Source organism: Phytohabitans houttuyneae (assembly GCF_011764425.1).
Taxonomy (GTDB): Bacteria; Actinomycetota; Actinomycetes; order Mycobacteriales; family Micromonosporaceae; genus Phytohabitans; species Phytohabitans houttuyneae.
In genome coordinates this window covers 2,879,152-2,893,327 of sequence record NZ_BLPF01000001.1, presented here as the reverse complement: position 1 = coordinate 2,893,327, position 14,176 = coordinate 2,879,152, and the positions used below count along the sequence as shown (strand labels likewise).

At 68.9% G+C, this 14,176-nt stretch carries 16 protein-coding genes, 2 pseudogenes and 1 riboswitch; of the genes and pseudogenes, 7 read left to right on the top strand and 11 right to left on the bottom strand.

Going from position 1 to position 14,176, the window contains the following annotated elements; all coding sequences use genetic code 11:
* Positions 1-81: 81 nt before the first annotated feature.
* The 5 genes and pseudogenes from Phou_RS12715 to Phou_RS12695 all read right to left on the bottom strand — a co-directional run bounded on the left by Phou_RS12715 (position 82) and on the right by Phou_RS12695 (position 2,802).
* Complete coding sequence (locus Phou_RS12715; RefSeq protein ID WP_173056244.1) at positions 82-225, bottom strand: GPGG-motif small membrane protein; 144 nt, start codon at positions 223-225, stop codon at positions 82-84.
* A 42-nt stretch (positions 226-267) separates the two neighbouring features.
* Positions 268-947: pseudogene (locus tag Phou_RS12710) on the bottom strand (metallophosphoesterase family protein).
* Positions 948-997: 50 nt separating this feature from the next.
* Positions 998-1,243, bottom strand: a complete 246-nt coding sequence (locus tag Phou_RS12705; RefSeq protein ID WP_173056243.1) for a hypothetical protein — start codon at positions 1,241-1,243, stop codon at positions 998-1,000.
* Positions 1,240-1,785 (bottom strand): nucleotidyltransferase family protein, encoded by a 546-nt coding sequence (locus Phou_RS12700; RefSeq protein WP_173056242.1) that lies wholly within the window; start codon positions 1,783-1,785, stop codon positions 1,240-1,242. The genes Phou_RS12705 and Phou_RS12700 overlap by 4 nt, the downstream gene beginning before the upstream one ends.
* 204 nt (positions 1,786-1,989) lie before the next feature.
* The gene (locus Phou_RS12695; RefSeq protein WP_173056241.1) at positions 1,990-2,802 is read right to left on the bottom strand and encodes a SigB/SigF/SigG family RNA polymerase sigma factor; all 813 of its coding nucleotides are present in this window, start codon (positions 2,800-2,802) and stop codon (positions 1,990-1,992) included.
* 160 nt (positions 2,803-2,962) lie between these two features.
* Here Phou_RS12695 and Phou_RS12690 point away from each other — a divergent pair, with 160 nt between their 5' ends.
* Entirely contained in the window at positions 2,963-3,619 is a 657-nt protein-coding gene (locus Phou_RS12690) for a dTMP kinase (protein WP_173056240.1), read from the top strand.
* Here Phou_RS12690 and Phou_RS12685 read toward each other — a convergent pair.
* Positions 3,604-4,283: pseudogene (locus Phou_RS12685) on the bottom strand (SDR family NAD(P)-dependent oxidoreductase). The gene Phou_RS12690 and the pseudogene Phou_RS12685 sit on opposite strands and share 16 nt — an antisense overlap.
* Before the next feature lie 172 nt (positions 4,284-4,455).
* On the opposite strand from Phou_RS12685, the gene Phou_RS12680 reads away from it, so the two are divergent.
* The 3 genes from Phou_RS12680 (at position 4,456) to Phou_RS12670 (ending at position 7,702) form a co-directional block, all read left to right on the top strand.
* Complete coding sequence (locus Phou_RS12680; RefSeq protein WP_173056239.1) at positions 4,456-5,370, top strand: MurR/RpiR family transcriptional regulator; 915 nt, start codon at positions 4,456-4,458, stop codon at positions 5,368-5,370.
* A complete protein-coding gene (murQ, locus tag Phou_RS12675; RefSeq protein WP_173056238.1) occupies positions 5,367-6,287 on the top strand; it encodes an N-acetylmuramic acid 6-phosphate etherase in 921 nt (306 codons plus the stop codon). The genes Phou_RS12680 and murQ overlap by 4 nt, the downstream gene beginning before the upstream one ends.
* A 413-nt stretch (positions 6,288-6,700) precedes the next feature.
* A complete protein-coding gene (locus Phou_RS12670) occupies positions 6,701-7,702 on the top strand; it encodes a sigma-70 family RNA polymerase sigma factor (RefSeq protein WP_173056237.1) in 1,002 nt (333 codons plus the stop codon).
* Between the two features lie 109 nt (positions 7,703-7,811).
* Here the strand turns inward: Phou_RS12670 and Phou_RS12665 are convergent, their stop codons facing one another.
* Complete coding sequence (locus Phou_RS12665) at positions 7,812-8,726, bottom strand: DNA-3-methyladenine glycosylase family protein (RefSeq protein ID WP_173056236.1); 915 nt, start codon at positions 8,724-8,726, stop codon at positions 7,812-7,814.
* Between the two features lie 147 nt (positions 8,727-8,873).
* Positions 8,874-9,830: a C40 family peptidase gene (locus Phou_RS12660; protein WP_173056235.1), complete on the bottom strand. Its 957-nt coding sequence runs from the start codon at positions 9,828-9,830 to the stop codon at positions 8,874-8,876.
* Positions 9,831-9,840: 10 nt separating this feature from the next.
* Positions 9,841-10,000: riboswitch (cyclic di-AMP (ydaO/yuaA leader) on the bottom strand.
* A gap of 587 nt (positions 10,001-10,587) precedes the next feature.
* On the opposite strand from Phou_RS12660, the gene Phou_RS12655 reads away from it, so the two are divergent.
* Entirely contained in the window at positions 10,588-11,022 is a 435-nt protein-coding gene (locus Phou_RS12655) for a DUF6232 family protein (protein ID WP_178134959.1), read from the top strand.
* Positions 11,023-11,125: 103 nt separating this feature from the next.
* Here Phou_RS12655 and Phou_RS12650 read toward each other — a convergent pair whose 3' ends face one another.
* Positions 11,126-11,926 carry a helix-turn-helix domain-containing protein gene (locus Phou_RS12650; RefSeq protein WP_218578990.1) on the bottom strand — a complete coding sequence of 267 codons (801 nt, stop codon included), beginning with the start codon at positions 11,924-11,926 and terminating at the stop codon, positions 11,126-11,128.
* A gap of 83 nt (positions 11,927-12,009) precedes the next feature.
* Positions 12,010-12,882: a helix-turn-helix domain-containing protein gene (locus Phou_RS12645; RefSeq protein WP_173056233.1), complete on the bottom strand. Its 873-nt coding sequence runs from the start codon at positions 12,880-12,882 to the stop codon at positions 12,010-12,012.
* 337 nt (positions 12,883-13,219) lie between these two features.
* Between Phou_RS12645 and Phou_RS12640 the strand changes: the two genes are divergently transcribed.
* Both Phou_RS12640 and Phou_RS55430 read left to right on the top strand, forming a co-directional pair.
* Positions 13,220-13,420: a DUF397 domain-containing protein gene (locus tag Phou_RS12640; protein ID WP_173056232.1), complete on the top strand. Its 201-nt coding sequence runs from the start codon at positions 13,220-13,222 to the stop codon at positions 13,418-13,420.
* A 206-nt stretch (positions 13,421-13,626) separates the two neighbouring features.
* A complete protein-coding gene (locus tag Phou_RS55430) occupies positions 13,627-13,866 on the top strand; it encodes a DUF397 domain-containing protein (protein WP_371872110.1) in 240 nt (79 codons plus the stop codon).
* Here the strand turns inward: Phou_RS55430 and Phou_RS12630 are convergent.
* A complete protein-coding gene (locus Phou_RS12630; RefSeq protein ID WP_173058302.1) occupies positions 13,856-14,155 on the bottom strand; it encodes a DUF3817 domain-containing protein in 300 nt (99 codons plus the stop codon). The genes Phou_RS55430 and Phou_RS12630 overlap by 11 nt on opposite strands.
* Between the last annotated feature and the right edge of the window lie 21 nt (positions 14,156-14,176).

The following is a 14,176-nucleotide window of genomic DNA, read 5'->3' as shown; positions in this document are numbered from 1 at the left end:
ACTTACGGCCGTTGGGGTAGCCGCAAGTCGCCCAGATCGCTCGGAAACGCAGGGGTTAGGGGTGCGAAGCACCGGGCCGGTTTACGTGAAGATGCTGACGCCACCCGGGCCCACAAGCAGCCCGATGATGATGAGGACGATGCCCCACAGGACCTGCCGGCGGAAGAGCGCCAGGACGCCGGCGACCACGAGCACGACTGCGAGAATCCACAGAAGAAATTCCATGTGTTGTGAGGTACCCCCACGCTCGCCAGCGGAAACCTGCTCTCAGCCCAGCCGGAAGACGCTGTACGCCTGCTTGATGACCGGATGGGCCACGTTCCGCACGCGGACGCCCCCCGGCGTGGCTCCCCGCTCGCTGCCCGCGTGCGCGTGTCCGTGCACGGCCAGCGCGGTGGGGCCGAGTCGATGGCCTGGCCAAGCAGGTACGAGCCGAGGAACGGGTAGATCTCGGGCGGCTCGCCGGCCAGCGTGTCGGGTATCGGCGCGTAGTGCGTCAGCGCCACCCGAACGTCACAGTCGAGGTCGCGCAGCGCCGCTCCGAGCTTCTCGGCCACGACGCTCGTCGTACGCACGAACGCCTTCATCTCCGGCTCGCCGAACTCGCTGGCGCACCGCCCCGCGAACCCGCCGCCGAACCCCTTCGCCCCGGCCACACCCAGCCGGCAGGCGGGCGTGTCCAGCACCGTGCTGTCTCCTTCGAGGACGGTGATGCCGCCCTCGTTTGTGAGCACGTCGACGACCTTGTCCACCTGGTCGCAGTGGTAGTCGTGGTTGCCGAGCACGGCGACAACGGGTACGCCCAGGTTGCCGAACTCCTGTGCCACGCACCGCGCCTCGGACTCGGTGCCGTGGCGGGTCAGGTCGCCGGCGAGCAGCAGCACGTCGGCGTGCTCGGGCAGCTGCTCCAGCGCGGGCCGGAAGCGGCCGAGCACGTCCTGGTCCATGTGGACGTCGCCCACCGCCGCGATGCGGATCGGCGGGTCGTTGACATCGATCACAGCAGGTCCTCCGGCTCGCTCGGCGGGTTCGCGCGGGTGATGCCGATGTCGACCCAGAGCGGTACGTCAGGGAAGTTTTCCTCGACCAGCCGCACGATCTCGTCCCGGCGGGCGGGGCTCTCCACCTCACCGCAGAGGACCATCGTGCGCTCCCGGCGGGCCACCGTGATGCCCTGTTCGGCGAGGCCGGCGTGCTCGGTCAGCAGCCGTTGCACCGCCGCTTCCACGTACTCGTCGATCATGAAACCACCTCCAGGCGTTCGAGCAGCAAAAGGAACGCCTCGGCGTACGGCGACTCCGCGGTGTCCTTGCGCACCCGGTCCCAGTCGATCTGCTCGCGCAGGGACCGGGCCAGCGGCAGGCCGCGGGTGAAGTCGCAGTAGTGCTCGGTGAAGCTCAGCAGTTTGTGGATCATCAGCTGGGTGGCGGTCAGGCAGGGCATGACGATCGCGTCGACGACCCGGGGGACGGTGTCGGCGAGCGTGTCCACGGTCACCGGGGTGTCAAGTGGATGGTGGATGAGGTCGACCATCCGGTCCTCGTCGTAGACCTTCACCAACCAGTCCTCCGGCGGCCGTTCGGCCCGGAAACCGGTCGCCACCAACGCTTCCAGCGCACGTTCCACGTCCTCCTCGCGGATGAGGAAGTCGACGTCGTGGTCGCCGGAGTGGCCGCCGTGCGCGTAGACGGCGAAGCTGCCGCCGAGCGCGAACGGAATCTCTGCCTGTTTGAGGGTGGCGGCAACGCGCTTGAGTGTGATCAGCAGTCCGTCATCCACTCCCATGAAGGCTCCTCGGGGTTGTTCGCTCGGGGGAAGGAAGAACAGATACCCGGGCGGCCGTCGATTGACACGCCACTGCCGGGGAACACGCGCACGGACGGACCGGTGTGACCTCTGCCCCTTCGTAGAGGCACACCGGTCCGTCCGTGCGGGTGGTTCGCTCGCGCGGCGAACCGCCGCCGAGCGTCTGTGGGATGGCGAGCGCCCTTAGGCGGCGTCCTCGCCGAGGTGACCGCGTAGCTTGGCCAGTGCCCGGGCGAGCAGCCGGGACACGTGCATCTGGGAAACGCCGATCTGGTCGGCGATCTGCGACTGGGTCATGTTGCCGTAGAACCGCAGCGTGAGGATCTTCTGCTCGCGCTGGTCGAGTGCGGCGAGTGCCGGGCCGAGCGCGACGCGCAGCTCGGCGAGCTCGAACTCGCTGTCCTCGGAGCCGAGCATGTCGCCCAGCTCGGTGGCGCGGTCGCCGTCGCTGGTCGGCATGGACAGCGACACGGCGTTGTACGCCCGGGCGCCTTCCAGCCCTTCCAGCACCTCTTCCTCGCTGATCCCGATGTGGGCAGCGATGTCGGCGACCGTCGGCGAGCGGCCGAGCGTCTGCAGCAGCGTGCTCGTCGCCTCGGAGATGCTCAGCCGCAGCTCCTGGAGGCGGCGGGGCACCCGGATGTCCCACGTGCGGTCACGGAAGTGGCGCTTGATCTCACCGATGATGGTGGGAATCGCGTACGCCGCGAACTCGACGCCGCGCTCGGGGTCGAACTTGTCCACCGCCTTGATCAGTCCGACGGTTGCCGTCTGCACCAGATCCTCGATCGGCTCCCCGCGCCCCGCGAAGCGGTTGGCGAGGTGCTGTGCCAGCGGAAGCCAGGACTCGATGACCTGGTCGCGCACCTTTGCCCGGGACGGGTGGTGCATCGGAAGTGAGGCCATCGCGGCCAGCATGTCCGCCGCGTTATCGGTTTCCTGGCGCTCGTCCAGGGAAGTACTGCTCTTCGTCTGGTGCACGTGTGTCGCGGTCATGGTGATCCTCCCTGCACCTGTTTCCGGACGCGTGTTCTCATTCGTGCTGCCCGATCATCCACGACGGGCTAACCGATCAGCTATCTCACCTTAGACCAAACGGTTCAGGGAAATCTAGCCGAAAGTACGATGTTGTGCAGCCCGAGTACCGTGGAACACCGTGATCTACTCCAGAGTTCGGCCTGCTGTGACCGGGCGGCCACGGGTCGTCGCGCTGGTGGGCGTAGACGGCTCTGGCAAAACCACCCAAGCCCACCGATTGGCGTCGGCTCTGACCGAAACGGGCCTTCCCGCTACGTACTGGCAGAATGCCGGCGGCCGTCGCTGGTTCGGCCGGCTGGCCAGGCGCCTCGGCCGTGGCAACGACGCCCAGCGGCTGCTCGGACGGTCCGGCCTCCTGCTCGTCGAGTCGATCCTGCGCTGGCTCGCCATCGCCCGCGCACTGCTCCGCTCCCGCCTCAGCGGCCACGTCGCGGTCATGGACAGGTACGCCGTCTGCCAGTACGCGAGCATCCGCGCGCACGCCGGCAGCCGGTGGGCGGAGTGGTTCGCCCGGCGGGCCTACTCGCTGTTTCCCCGGCCGGACGTGACCTTCTTCCTCGCCGTCGACCCCGCCGAGGCGGTGCGCCGCATCGACCTGCGGGCCGAAGACCACGAAAGCGAGGAGTTCCTTTCCACGTCGACAGCCGCGTACCGGTCACTGCCGGAATTCGGCTCTTTCGTGGTTGTCGACGCAAACGGCACGCCTGACGAGGTGACCGCCCGGATCCTCGAGCACCTCGGCGCGCTGGCCGACCCGGCCTACGCCCGGCCGTAGACCGGGATCGTCGCGCCGCTGGTGGGTGCGGACTCCTCGCCGGCCAGGAAGCGGATCACGGTGGCGATGTCCTCCGGCGGTACCCACCGTGAGGTGTCCGCGTCCGGCTGGGCGGCGCGGTTGGTCGGGGTGTCGATGACGCTCGGCACGACGGTGTTGCAGCGCACGCCCTTGGCCTTGTACTCCACTGCCACCGCGCCGGCGAACGCCAGCACCGCCGCCTTCGCCGTGACGTAGCCCGCGGCGCCGGGAAAGGGGAAAGCGCGGCGCGGGAGGAGACGCAGACCACCGAGCCGCCGCCGGCCTCGACAAGGTGGGGCAGCGCGGCCTGGGTGACGAGGTAGGTGGGGCGCAGGTTGAGCGCCAGCATCTGCTCGAAGTCCTCGATCGGCGTCTCGTGCACGAGCCCGGCCGCCGCGTACCCACCCACGAGGTTGATCACCGCCCGCAGTGGTGCCGCCCAGTCGGCCACCGCGGTCGCGACCGCCGCCTCGACGGCCGCCGGGTCGGTGAGGTCGGCCGTGACGTAGGTGGCCCCGCCGCCGTCGGGCGGGTCTTTGCGCGCGGTCGCGACGGTGCGCCAACCCGCGGCCACGAAGGCGGCTGTGACGGCACCGCCCAGACCACCCGTGCCACCAGTGATGAAAACGGTGCGATCCGCCATGCCCAGACCGTATATCCCCACCGTCCCGGCCCGTGCCGACGGACCGAACGGGCGTGCAGAATGGCACGCTCGGCCGGTCAAAGCCGAGCCCGACGGCGAGCTGTGCGGCGTACCGTCGCAGATACCGAGGTCACGGTTGACGGTCCCGCCTCTCTGAAAGTAAGTTTCATCCGTGGCGAAAACGACGAAGGTTTCCGCGACCCACGAGTCGAGCGGGCTGATCGTGCACATCAGTGGCCTGCTGCCGTCGCTGTCGCCCGCTGAGCAACGCGTTGCGCGCCTCGTCGTGGCCGACCCGGCCGACGCCGCGCGGCGCACCATCACCGACCTCGCCACCGCCGCGGAGACCTCCGAGGCCACCGTGATCCGCTTCTGCCGCTCGGTCGGCATGGAGGGCTACCCGCAGCTTCGCATCCGGCTCGCCGCCGAGGCGGCCCGCCGGGTCGAGCCGCCGGACGCGCGGGTGCTGGGCGGCGACATCCCGCCCGGTGCCGACATGGCGCAGATCATCGCGACGATCGCGTTCAACGACGCGCGCGCGGTGGAGGAGACCGCCGAGCAGCTCGACCCCGCCGTCTGCGAGCAGGTGGTCGACGCGATCAACGGTGCCGGCCGGGTGGACATCTACGGCGCAGCGGCGAGCGGTTTCGTGGCCTCCGACTTTCAGCAGAAGCTGCACCGCATCGGGCGCACCGCCTTCTACTGGCCGGACGTGCACGTCGCGCTCACCTCGGCCGCCCTGCTCGGTAAGGGCGACGTGGCCGTCGGCATCTCGCACTCCGGCACCACCTCCGACGTGATCGAGGTGCTCCAGCAGGCTCAGTCGCGCGGTGCCACGACCGTCGCGCTGACAAACTTCCCCAGATCCCCGATCACCGAGGTGGCCGACTTCGTGCTCACCACGGCGGCGCGCGAGACCACGTACCGCTCAGGTGCGATGGCCAGCCGTCTGGCCCAGCTGACCGTTGTCGACTGCCTCTTCGTCGGCGTCGCCGCTCGCAACCGGGCCAAGGCCCGGCGCGCGCTGGAGGTCACCGCCGAGGCCGTGCAGACCCACCGCGTGGGCTCGGCCCGGCGGTCCCGGTGACGGCGGAGGCGGACGGGCGCGCGGTCGTCCGGGTCGGGTCGCCGACCGAGCGCCGCAACCCGGACAGCGTCGAACTGGACCTCATGTCCACCCGCGACGTCGTGCGGGTCATCAACGACGCGGACCGCACCGTGCCGACGGCGGTGGCCGCGGTCCTCGACGAGATCGCCGCCGCGGTCGACCTCGCGGTCGCCGCGATCCGATCCGGGCAGCGGGTGCACTACTTCGGCGCGGGTACGTCCGGGCGCCTCGGCGTACTCGACGTGGCCGAGCTGCCGCCGACGTTCAACTCACCCGCGGACTGGTTCTGCGCCCACCTCGCCGGCGGTACCGACGCGGTCTTCCGGCCGGTCGAGGACGCCGAGGACGACGAAAGCGGCGGTGCGCAGGAGGCCGCCGAGTGTGTACGCGCCGGCGACCTCGTCGTGGGGCTTGCCGCGAGCGGGCGCACGCCGTACGTGCTGGGTGCCCTGCGCTCCTCCCGCGCGGTGAGCGCCGGCACGGTGCTGATCTCCGCCGACCCGGGCGCGGTGGCGGCCGCCGAGGTGGACGTCTTCATCGGCGTGGACACCGGGCCGGAGGTGGTGACCGGCTCCACCCGGATGAAGGCGGCGACCGCGCAGAAGCTCGTGCTGAACGCCTTCTCCACCGCGGTGATGGTGCGGTTGGGCCGCGTCTACTCCAACCTGATGATCGACATGGTCGCCACAAACGCGAAGCTGCGCGGCCGGATGATCTCGATCCTGGAGGAGGCCACCGGGCACGGCGAGGAGGCGTGCCGCCGCGCGCTCGCCGACGCCGACGGCGACCTGAAGGTGGCTTTAGTGGCGCTCGTCTCAGGTGCGAGCGTGGCCGAGGCGCGCACCGCCCTGGCAAGCTCGGCGGGTCAGGTGCGCGGCGCGCTCGCCCTGCTCTAAGCGGCCCGTTCGAGAGGGTCGGGACGGGCTGTGAGGCGGATCCCGCCGGCTTCCCGTTAGCGCCGATGTGACGCGGGTAATCCTAGATCCGACAGTGAACCGTCAACGGCGTACGTGCGTACTGTGAAGTGACGAGGATCGCAGACAGGTAGTGACCCGGATCGCTGTGCGGTGTGGAGTCCAGATGTTGTCATTATTCGGGCGAAGTATGCGCAGAGGCCGCGCATTCCGCCACCGGGTCGGACCCCGAACGCCCTGATGAGGGCAGTGCACAGCAACTATGCACCGCGCTCTCAGCTAGTACTCAGGCATTCGTGACACTTTCGACTCAGCAGATGGAATCCCTTACGCGTCTCATCTGTTGTGTAGGTGTCAGCACCGCGGGGGATAGCGGAAGTTACGGGGGAGGGCTGATGAACGTGGGGACCGCAGGCAAGAGAGCAACAGGGGCGAACGAGGGGATCGTGAGCAACGTGGAAAGCAATGTGGTGATGCGCACCGACGAGGTCGCCGAGGAGCGCGACCTGGTCGGCGTCTACCTACACGAGATCTCCCGCACGCCACTGCTCGACGCCGCCACCGAGGTCGATCTCTCCAAGGCCATCGAGGCCGGGCTGTACGCCGAGCACCTGCTCGACGAGGGCGAGATCCCGAAGGGCGTCGGGCGTGAAGAGCTGGAGCGGCTCGTCTTCGAGGGCGAGCGCGCCAAGGATCTCTTCATCCGGGCCAACCTCCGTCTGGTCGTGTCGATCGCCCGCCGCTACGTGCGGTCCGGCATGCCGATGCTCGACCTGATCCAGGAGGGCAACACCGGCCTGGTGCGCGCCGTGGAAAAGTTCGACTACGAGCGCGGTTTCAAGTTTTCGACGTACGCCACGTGGTGGATCCGCCAGGCCATCAGCCGGGCGATCGCCCAGCAGGAGCGCACCGTGCGCCTGCCGGTGCACCTGGTCGAAGACGTCAACCGGATGCGAAACGTGGCTCGCCAGCTGACCCGCGAGCTCGGCTCCGACCCGGAGCCGGAGCAGATCGCGGTCGCGCTGGGCGTGCCGGTGGAGCGGGTGCACGAGCTGGTGCGCTGGTCACAGGACACCGTGTCGCTGGACACGCCGGTCGGCGACGACGGCGACACCAACCTCGGTGACCTCGTGGCCGACAGCGACGCGCCGTCGCCCGAGGAGGTTGTGCTGACCGCCCTCGAGCGCCAGCGGATCGAGGGCCTGCTCAACCACCTCGACGACCGGTCGGCCGGCATCATGCGGGCCCGCTACGGCCTGGAGGACGGGCGCGAGCACTCGCTCACCGAGGTCGCTTCGCGCTTTTCCCTCTCCCGCGAGCGGATCCGCCAGCTGGAGATCCAGGCACTGGGCCGGCTCCGCGAGCTGGCTCGGGCCGAGGGCCTGCAGGCCGCCTGACACACCCCCCACATCAGCCCCACGAGTGGCCGGCGTCCGATTCGGACCCCGGCCACTCGCCTGTCCGGACGCTGGCCGTCGTCTGGCCCGGCGCGGATTCGAAGCAGGCCTATGCGGCGACGGCGATCTCCGCGTCGTCGGGCTGCCAGGAACGGGCGGTGCGGACGTAATAGGCCCACCAGCCGATCGACGGCCCGTACGCCTCGCGCAGCTCGGCCGGGCTGGGCGGGGGATCGCCATAGACCGCGCGGGCGGCGTCTTCGAGCTGGGCCATCCCGAGCGGGACGCCGTCGGGGCGGCCGAGCACCCGCAGAAGCAGGGCGTGCGCGGTGAACGGGCCGACGCCGGCCACGCCGAGCAATGCCTTGCGCACCTCCTCGTAGGGCCCGGTGTGCAGCCACTCCTCGTCGAGCGCGGCCACGCCTTCCACCACCTCGCGCAGCCGGCGGGCGCGCAGCCTGTTGCCCGCGAATCGGATCAGCTCCGCGTCGTCCCGCTCGGCCACCATGGCGAGCGACGGGAACGCGACGTGCTCGACCCCGTCGACCGTCAGGGACGGGCCGAACGCGGCCGCCAGACGGCGCTTGCGGGCCGCCGCGAACCACTGGGTGCTCCGCTGGACCAGCGCGAAGTAGACCGCGCCCTCGGCGAGCGAGGAGAAGCGCACCTGGTGCAGGCCGTGCGCGGCGCGCAGCAGCGTGGCCATCGCGGGGTCGCGCCCGGCGACATCGAGGAAGGCGGCGAGGTCGTCGTCGAGGCCGAGCCATCGCGCGACGGCCCGGTGCACCGCGGCGCGCTCGCCGGGTAAGAGATGGCGGTCGGCGTGGAGGGTGAGCGCGACCCCCGGGCCCCCGCCCGCCGGGCCGACGTCGGCCACGACCGCCTCGGTGCCGAGCAGGAACGCCTTGCGCACGCGACCGCCGGCGATCGTGTGACCGCCGGCGCAGGGCGCGAACGCGGCGAGGGCGCGCAGGGACATGTCGAACGAGAACGGCTCGGTGGCCGCCAGGACGGTTTCGGTCATGCCTCGACGGTGAACCCGCGGTACGACACTTCGCGCCGGTCGATAGTGCCGCCGATCAGGGACTTCAGCGCCGATCAAGGGCGGCGGTCAGCGCGTCCGCGAAAGACCCGCCGTCCGCCGCCCTTGATCGGCGATGTTGAAGATTTCTTAGCGCACCCTGCCGTAGCCGTACGGGCTCATCATGTCCACTGAGGACAGTTTGACGCTGTCGCCGGCCTGTGGCGCGTGGATCACCTTGCCGCTGCCCACGTAGATGGCGACGTGTCCGAGGCCGCTGTAGAAGACGAGGTCGCCCGGCTGGAGCGAGCCCCGGCCGATGTGCGCGACCACGTCCCACTGCATCGCGGCGTTGTGCGGCAACGACTTTCCAGCCGCCCGCCACGCCGCGAGCGTGAGCCCTGAGCAGTCGTACCCGTTCGGCCCCTCGGCCGCCCACACGTAGGGCGTGCCGATCGCGTTGTACGCGAACCGCACCGCGACGCCGGCCTTACCGGAGATCGACGGGATCGTCCCGGTGTAACCGCCGCTGGACGTGGTGGCCGAGCCGTACGCCTCTTCGCGCATCTTGTACAGCTTGTCGAGGTCGGCCTCGATCTTCTTCTTACCGGCCGCGAGCTCCTTCAGCTGCGCGGTCTGCTTCGCCTGGGTGGCGTCGAGCTTCGCCTTCTGCTCGGTGTACTGGCGCTCGGCCGCGGTAAAGCCCTCAACCTGCCGCTTGCGGTCGCGGGCGAGCTGGTCGAGCATGCCGAGCCGGTCGGCCAGTGGCCCGCTGCCTTCCAGCAGCGCGCTCGCCGTGCCCGCCTGACCCGTCCGGTACGCCACCGCGGCCATCGCACCCACCTCGGCGTCCGCCTTGGCGAGCTGTGCCTCCAGCGGGCCCATCTTCGCGCTGAGCGCGGCGGAGGCGGCCTTGGTCTGTTTGAGCTGCTCGTTGAGCTTGTTGTACGACTCGACGACCTTCTCAAGCTCGGTCGACGCCTTGTTGATCTGCTCCGTGAGCTCGCTCGGTGACGGCTCGGCCTGCGCGGCCGTGGCCGGAACGGTCAGCCCGATGCCCAGGCCGACCAGCACGAGGGCGCGGAGCAGCTTCCGCGCGGAAGACAAACGGTGAACCCTTCTTCCCCAACGCCGCCTACCGGGTTAGCTGTCGGATTCGGACGGGAAGATCGCCCTACCGCACCGCCGAAGGCGGCCGCGGATTCACCCCAGTGCATAGGTGGGTCCCCGACTCGCTGACGGAGTGTGATCGTCGTGCGATTCGGCGGCACGAGACCGGCGCCACCCGGGGAGTGGCTGACGACCGGACCAGCGGCTCCAACCTAGCGTCGAGGCCGGTCGGGCGAAAGTGGTGAGAGGGTGACTTGTGGCTCACGCCCGCCAATAAGTCGAATGTCCGAGTCACTCTAAGTGATTAGGTCGTCCACGCGGACTCGTCGGCCATATGGGTGACGGGCGATTTGTCGGTGTGCGCGTTGGGTGGGCGAAGGGGGCGACAAACCGGACATGCGGGCCTGAAACTGGCGCGGTACGGCTAGGAGACCCCTTCCGATCTGCCAGGTGGCTGATTGCACCCCTTCCCTCGACTAGATGGCATCTCGCACAATGGCTATCAGGGCCCTTGAAGTTGCTGAGCGGCTTTGAGGATCTAGCGGCACGGAGCGAGAAAGACGATCGGCACCTGGCTGCCACCAGGTGCCGATCTCAAGAACCACCACACCAGCCCGCCTCACGAGCCGTAGGAGGCATTGAAGTGCAGACTACTCGCTACCCCGCGCGGTCACCAGCAGCACAGCCCGTAACGCCGGTAGACGTAACAACCCCGAAACCACCTGCCCCGCTCTACCAGCGGCCCGGCATCCTGGTGACGCGTGACTGGTTCGTAGTGGGCGGGCGCCGGTTTCCGGTAGGCGAGCTGCACCACCTGCACACGGCCCGAGGCCCGGCACATCAGCTCACCGTGCGGTCGGTGACGGTGACCGCGATCGTGCTGGCCACCATCGGGATCACGCTCGGCATGACCACCGAGCTCAACCACCTGAGTGCGCAGACCTATCTGGCGCTCACGGCGGTGGCGTTCGTTCCTTTCCTCGTGGCGACGATCGGCCACCGCCTGCGGCCGCGGGCCTTCGAGCTCTGGGGTGAGTTCCGCGGGATGACGGTGCTGCTGTTCAGCAGCGACGAGGAGCGGCAGTACGGGCAGGTCACCCGAGCCCTGCTCCGGGCGCAGGAGGCCTACCGGCTCGGCGGGCTGGCCGAGCCACTGGTTTCGATGAACATCTGGCGCATGCGCCGATAACCGAATACTTCGTCCCCGGGTCGGACCGCCGCGCGGCAAAGCGGAGTCAACGGACGGACCAGGGGCGCGGTGGGGCCGGGGGCCACACCGATCGTGGGCGGGCTCAGTCGAGCTCGCCCACGATCCGTTTGATCATGTCCCGGGTCTCGGCCGGGCTCAGCGCCATCTCGCGCAGCCGCTCAAACTCGTGCCGGTACGGCCGGACCAGGTCGGGCTGGTCGACCACGTCGTCGCCGAGGCCGTTTTCCAGGTACATCACGGCGTCGTCGCTCGGATCGGGAAACTCCAGGATCGCGAACGGGTTGGGGAAGCCGTCGACGCCGGCGGCGAACGGCAGCACCTGGATCGTGATGTTGGGCTCGCCGCAGAGCGAGACCAGCCGCTCCAACTGCTCCCGCTTGGTCCGCGGGTCGCTGGCGATGCGTTGCACCACCGCCTCGTCGATCACGGCGGTGATATGCGGCGGATCCTCCTTGCCCAGCACCTCGCGCTGGCGGGCCAACCGCACCTCGACCTGGCTCTGCTCATCGGTGCCGGCCTGGCCGCGGCGGACGGCCTTCGCCGCGTAAGCCTTTGTCTGGAAGAGCGCGGGCAGCTTGGTGGGCGTGTAGCAGAGCACCGACGAGGTCTCCGCCTCCAGCCCGATGTACGCCGTGTACGGAGCGGGGAGCGCGCTGGAGTAGGACGACCACCAGCGGCGGGCCCGGGAGGAGCGGGCGAGGCCGACGAGCTCGTCGATGCGGGGCTTGTCAGTCACCCCGTACAGCCGGAGGAGGGCGCGCGCGTCGATGGGCGACACGCCCACGGCCCCGGACTCGATGCGGATGATCTTCGACAGCGACCAGTCCATCTCCTGGGCAACCTGATCCTGCGTGAAGCCCGCCGCCTCACGCGCGGTGCGCAATGCGGACCGCAACCGTCGCCGACCAACGGTGGGCCCATATGTCGCAGTCATGCCGACGCTCCTGCGTTGTTGTGCGCCGCCGGTCAGCCGAGCTGGCCGGCAACCTTCGTGATCTTTGCGAGGGACTCGTGAGGGTTGAGAGACATCTCGCGCATTCGCTCGAACGTTTGTCCGTAAACTGCCACATCCGCAGGGCGGTCGATCACGTCTTGCGCCAGCACGCCTTCCAGGTAGACGACGTCACTGTCGTCATCGTCGGGGAACCGGAGTATCACGAAGGGGCCTTGCGGAGCGTAGTCGCCGACTGTGAACGGAAGGACATGAATCGTCACGCGGGGCATCCGGCATACATCCGCGAGGTGCAACAGCTGCTCCCGCAGCACCTCTGGGCCGCCGGTCTGCCGATGCAGCGCGGCCTCGTCAAGAACGACGTCGATGTCTGGCCGGTCGGTGCGGTCGAGCACCTCTTTCTGCCGCCGCATGCGGATCGCGTGCCGCACCTCTATCTGCGCCGCGTCCATCGTGTCGCCGATGGTGGTCGAGGCCGCAGTGACCGCAGCCCGAGCGTAGGAGTCGGTCTGTAGCAGACCGGGGATGCCGGACGGCTGGAAGAACGAGAGCTTCGACGCCTCCGTCTCCAGCCCGATGTACGACGCGTAAGCGCTGGGGAGGGCGTCTTTGTACTGCGACCACCAGGCGCGGCGCCTGGAGACCCGGGCCAGCTCGACCATCTCACTGACCTGCTGCTGGTCGGTCATTCTGTAGTGGCCGAGCAATGCCTTGACGTCGTTGGTGGAGATTGAGACCGAGCCGGCCTCGATCCGGATCAGCTTTGACAGCGACCAGTCCATCGCCGCTGCCACCTGCTCTTGGGTCAACCCGGCGGCGTCTCTCGCCCGGCGCAGCGCGGACCGTAGCCGGCGCCGGCCGACAGTAGGCCCGTGCACCGTCGTCATCGGCGACCCTCCCCGGCTGCGCGCGTCACGCGCCCCACGATGTCACCGTGCAGTAGACCCGTCCGTGCAGAAATGATCTGTGCAGAATGCCACCTGGCTAGACGCGACCTGCCATTTAGCTAGTCTTGTGAAGGCTACACCGGCCCTGCTAGCTTTTCCAGCATTGCGACCCGGTGGCCGAGCATCCGTCAAAGGTGCCCGCTTTCGTGCGCGACCGGCTTGGTCGACTCGGCCGTAAGTGCGGCGGTTTGGGCACATGAGTCCGCTCTTCATGCGCTACAGTGTGGCGTCACGGCGCTCTGCCGCGACGATTGCGGCTGCTTAAGAGGAGCACCGGATGACCCAGACACATTCCGTCACCGATGTGTGGCGGAAGAGCGCTCGCTGCGAGACGCACAACTGCGTCGAGGTAGCCAAGCGCACCGGCGAGGTCGCTATTCGCAACAGCGCGGTCCCGGACGCACAGCTGGCTTTCGACCGCCCGGTGTGGGCGGCGTTCATCAGCGGCGTTCGTGCAGGTCAGTTCGACCTTCCGTAGGTCCTGTTCCCCGGGTCTCTCCGCCCGGGGACTCTCCTGCGCTCCCTGTAAGGGCATCCGAATCGGATGCCCTCTTTTGTTGTTCACGATCGCCGTGACAGCCTGTGGCACATTGGTAGCGGCGAGGAGGTCATTCATTCATGTACGCCCTCCTTTCTGTGGATGCCTCGGCATGAAACATTTGATAGCAGCGCGAGTGCGGGGCGGTGCCGTCATGGCCGGCGCGTACCAGCCCGCGGAGGGGCAGGTTTGCCGTGGCGGATGGACCGACGAACTGGCGTAAGAGCATGCAGTGCGAATCGCAGAACTGTGTCGAGGTGGCCTTTGGCGAGGCCCATGTCGCGATCCGTAACTCTGCGTCGCCGGACGGGCCGTTCATCGAGGTCACCGCGACAGCCTGGAGGGCCTTCTGCGCGGCGCTGCGCGACGGCGCCCTCAGGCGTTGACCGGAGCCGGCTCGCGCACCCAGCGGGTCACGGCCCGCTCGGCGTAGAAGGACACGAACGGGATCGTCCCGGCGAGCATCACCAGCAGCATGCGGCGCAGCCCGAAGCGCGTGCGGCGGAACAGGTCGAAGACGGCGACGAGATAGACCATGTACAGGAAGCCGTGTGCCGGTCCGATGGTCTCGACCACGACCGGCTCGTCCCAGATGTACTTCAGCGGCATGCCGATCACGACGAGCAGGATCAACACCACACCCACGATGTAGGCGATCGCGCGGTAGCGCTGCAGGGCTCCCCCACGGTTTCTACT

What these genes read in the sequence shown, in the direction of transcription:
- Phou_RS12665 (WP_173056236.1), bottom strand. Translation starts at nt 8,726, where the DNA reads ATGACCGAAACCGTCCTGGCGGCCACCGAGCCGTTCTCGTTCGACATG.
- Phou_RS12700 (WP_173056242.1), bottom strand. Translation starts at nt 1,785, where the DNA reads ATGGGAGTGGATGACGGACTGCTGATCACACTCAAGCGCGTTGCCGCC.
- Phou_RS12705 (WP_173056243.1), bottom strand. Translation starts at nt 1,243, where the DNA reads ATGATCGACGAGTACGTGGAAGCGGCGGTGCAACGGCTGCTGACCGAG.
- Phou_RS12695 (WP_173056241.1), bottom strand. Translation starts at nt 2,802, where the DNA reads ATGACCGCGACACACGTGCACCAGACGAAGAGCAGTACTTCCCTGGAC.
- Phou_RS12670 (WP_173056237.1), top strand. Translation starts at nt 6,701, where the DNA reads ATGAACGTGGGGACCGCAGGCAAGAGAGCAACAGGGGCGAACGAGGGG.
- Phou_RS12640 (WP_173056232.1), top strand. Translation starts at nt 13,220, where the DNA reads ATGACCCAGACACATTCCGTCACCGATGTGTGGCGGAAGAGCGCTCGC.
- Phou_RS12715 (WP_173056244.1), bottom strand. Translation starts at nt 225, where the DNA reads ATGGAATTTCTTCTGTGGATTCTCGCAGTCGTGCTCGTGGTCGCCGGC.
- Phou_RS12645 (WP_173056233.1), bottom strand. Translation starts at nt 12,882, where the DNA reads ATGACGACGGTGCACGGGCCTACTGTCGGCCGGCGCCGGCTACGGTCC.